Source organism: Ruoffia sp. FAM 24228 (genome assembly GCF_045528575.1).
In the GTDB taxonomy this organism is placed as follows: Bacteria; Bacillota; Bacilli; order Lactobacillales; family Aerococcaceae; genus Ruoffia; species Ruoffia halotolerans.
In genome coordinates this window covers 1-2,058 of record NZ_JBGQQZ010000121.1, presented here as the reverse complement: position 1 = coordinate 2,058, position 2,058 = coordinate 1, and the positions used below count along the sequence as shown (strand labels likewise).

Here is a 2,058-nt window from a genome sequence, read left to right as displayed (position 1 = left end):
AGACACCTTTACAATATCAGAATGGGGTTCTTTTTTCATCACTTAACAGGTGAAAATGAAAAAGTAAATTTAAGCTGCCGTTAGGCAGTTGGCACATGTTTCAACGAAAAGTATGAATTGTTCAGGTCAAAATAACTAAAAAAAGATTGACCCAAATTCTTATCATGGTAAAATATTTGATATTGTGATTTTTTTAAGTTAGTTTTTGGGGGGAGGCAGAAAAATCTATGTATGACCAACAAGGCGATTGGGAACTTCACCCAATTGCAGGTGCATCTGGTGATGCTTATATGGGCGTAAAATCAGACGAGAAAGTATTCTTTAAACGAAATACTTCTCCATTTATCGCAGCATTATCTGCTGAAGGCATTGCCCCCAAATTAATGTGGACGCAAAGAACTTTCTCCGGTGATACATTTACTGCCCAGGAATGGAAAGATGGACGTCTATTAAAGAAAGAAGATATGGGTTCAAAAGAAGTCATTGAATTAATCCGTCAAATACATGGCTCAGATAATTTATTACTCATGCTCAAACGAATGGGCGAGCGTAATTTTTATCCTTTGGATTTTATTAATCAATATTTTGTGGATTTGTCACCTACGCTTGCTTCGAATCATTTCTTAAACGAAGTCATTCGACATATGGAAGATGCCATTGATAATGATTTTTATGATGTGCGCCGGACAGTATGCCACGGAGATTTAAATCATAATAACTTTTTGAAGAGCCATGATGACCATCTCTATCTCGTTGATTGGGAAAGTGTTAAAGTAGCTGATCCTTTAAGTGATATTACAATGTTACTTGTACATTATTTTTCCCCCAGTGAATGGATGGCTTGGTTTGAGTTATATAACTACCCTATTAACAATTCTTTCTACAAACGCGTTCGTTGGTATAGTATGATGAATTGCCTTTATTTAATTAAGCAATATTATCTTGAAGGCCGTCAACACAAAACCAATGAATACATTATTTTACTTAAAACTATCTATGAAGATTCAACCAATTAAGGAGCAATTAAATTATGCGTTTACGTAACAAACCTTGGGCACAAGACAAATTAAATGAATATCCGCAATACGTACCAGCTGACCCAGCTGAGTACAAAGGTAAGTGGCAGTCTCGCTTTGAAAAAGAGCAACCTATCCATATTGAAGTTGGATCCGGAAAAGGACAATTCATTATCAATATGGCAAAAGCCCATCCAGAAATAAATTATATCGCCGTTGAAATCCAAACAAGTGTGATTGTATCAATCTTGGAAAAACAAATTGAAGAAGCTCTACCTAATGTTCAAATCTTACATGGGGACGGCAGTGATTTAAGCGAGTATTTCGCACCTGCTGAAATCAGCTTACTTTACTTAAACTTCAGTGATCCATGGCCAAAAACACGTCACGCTAAAAGACGTCTCACTTCACCAATATTTTTAAAACAATATGAAGGCATCTTACCAGAAAACGGAGAAGTTCATTTCAAGACGGATAACCAAGGTCTATTTGAACACTCGCTTGAAAGTATGTCTGAATATGGTATGTACTTTAAGCAAGTTTGGCTTGATTTACACAAGTCAGATTTCGAAGGTAACGTCATGACAGAATATGAAGAAAAATTCTCATCTAGAGGTAATCGCATTTATCGCCTAGAAGCTGTTTTTCGCAGTAATAAGTAAAAGCGAAAAAGCCTAACCAAATTTTGTTTGGTTAGGTTTTTTTAGCGATTATTTATTGTGGGGATGGAACTCAAGACAAATGAGGTTGCGGTGTGGCTTGAGTTGAGGTTACTTGAGACGAATGGGATTGTCGTTTGGCTTGAGTTGAAGCAACTTGAGACAAATGGGATGGTGGTTTGGCTTGAGTTGAAGTAAATTGAGACGAATGGGATGGTGGTTCGGCTTGAGTTGAGGCAACTTGAGACGAATGGGATGTCAAGTCCATAATCTTGTGTAAAAGTCTCAATGTAGTTATATCATCTGGTCATCATGCACATTACACTTGTAAGAATGTCCGAGCGTTATTTTCCCAATTTTCGTGGAAATCAATTAATATCGAA

General features: G+C 36.7%; 3 protein-coding genes. All 3 read left to right on the top strand.

Annotated elements, in window-relative coordinates; translation table 11 throughout:
- Window positions 1-227: 227 nt before the first annotated feature.
- The 3 genes from ACEN33_RS12150 to ACEN33_RS12140 all read left to right on the top strand — a co-directional run bounded on the left by ACEN33_RS12150 (window position 228) and on the right by ACEN33_RS12140 (window position 1,873).
- The gene (locus tag ACEN33_RS12150) at window positions 228-1,016 is read left to right on the top strand and encodes a phosphotransferase family protein (protein WP_407090497.1); all 789 of its coding nucleotides are present in this window, start codon (window positions 228-230) and stop codon (window positions 1,014-1,016) included.
- A gap of 14 nt (window positions 1,017-1,030) precedes the next feature.
- The gene (gene trmB, locus ACEN33_RS12145) at window positions 1,031-1,678 is read left to right on the top strand and encodes a tRNA (guanosine(46)-N7)-methyltransferase TrmB (RefSeq protein WP_407090496.1); all 648 of its coding nucleotides are present in this window, start codon (window positions 1,031-1,033) and stop codon (window positions 1,676-1,678) included.
- A 63-nt stretch (window positions 1,679-1,741) separates the two neighbouring features.
- The gene (locus tag ACEN33_RS12140; protein ID WP_407093929.1) at window positions 1,742-1,873 is read left to right on the top strand and encodes a hypothetical protein; all 132 of its coding nucleotides are present in this window, start codon (window positions 1,742-1,744) and stop codon (window positions 1,871-1,873) included.
- The last annotated feature ends 185 nt before the right edge of the window (window positions 1,874-2,058 follow it).

What these genes read in the sequence shown, in the direction of transcription:
- ACEN33_RS12150 (WP_407090497.1), top strand. Translation starts at nt 228, where the DNA reads ATGTATGACCAACAAGGCGATTGGGAACTTCACCCAATTGCAGGTGCA.
- ACEN33_RS12140 (WP_407093929.1), top strand. Translation starts at nt 1,742, where the DNA reads ATGGAACTCAAGACAAATGAGGTTGCGGTGTGGCTTGAGTTGAGGTTA.
- trmB (WP_407090496.1), top strand. Translation starts at nt 1,031, where the DNA reads ATGCGTTTACGTAACAAACCTTGGGCACAAGACAAATTAAATGAATAT.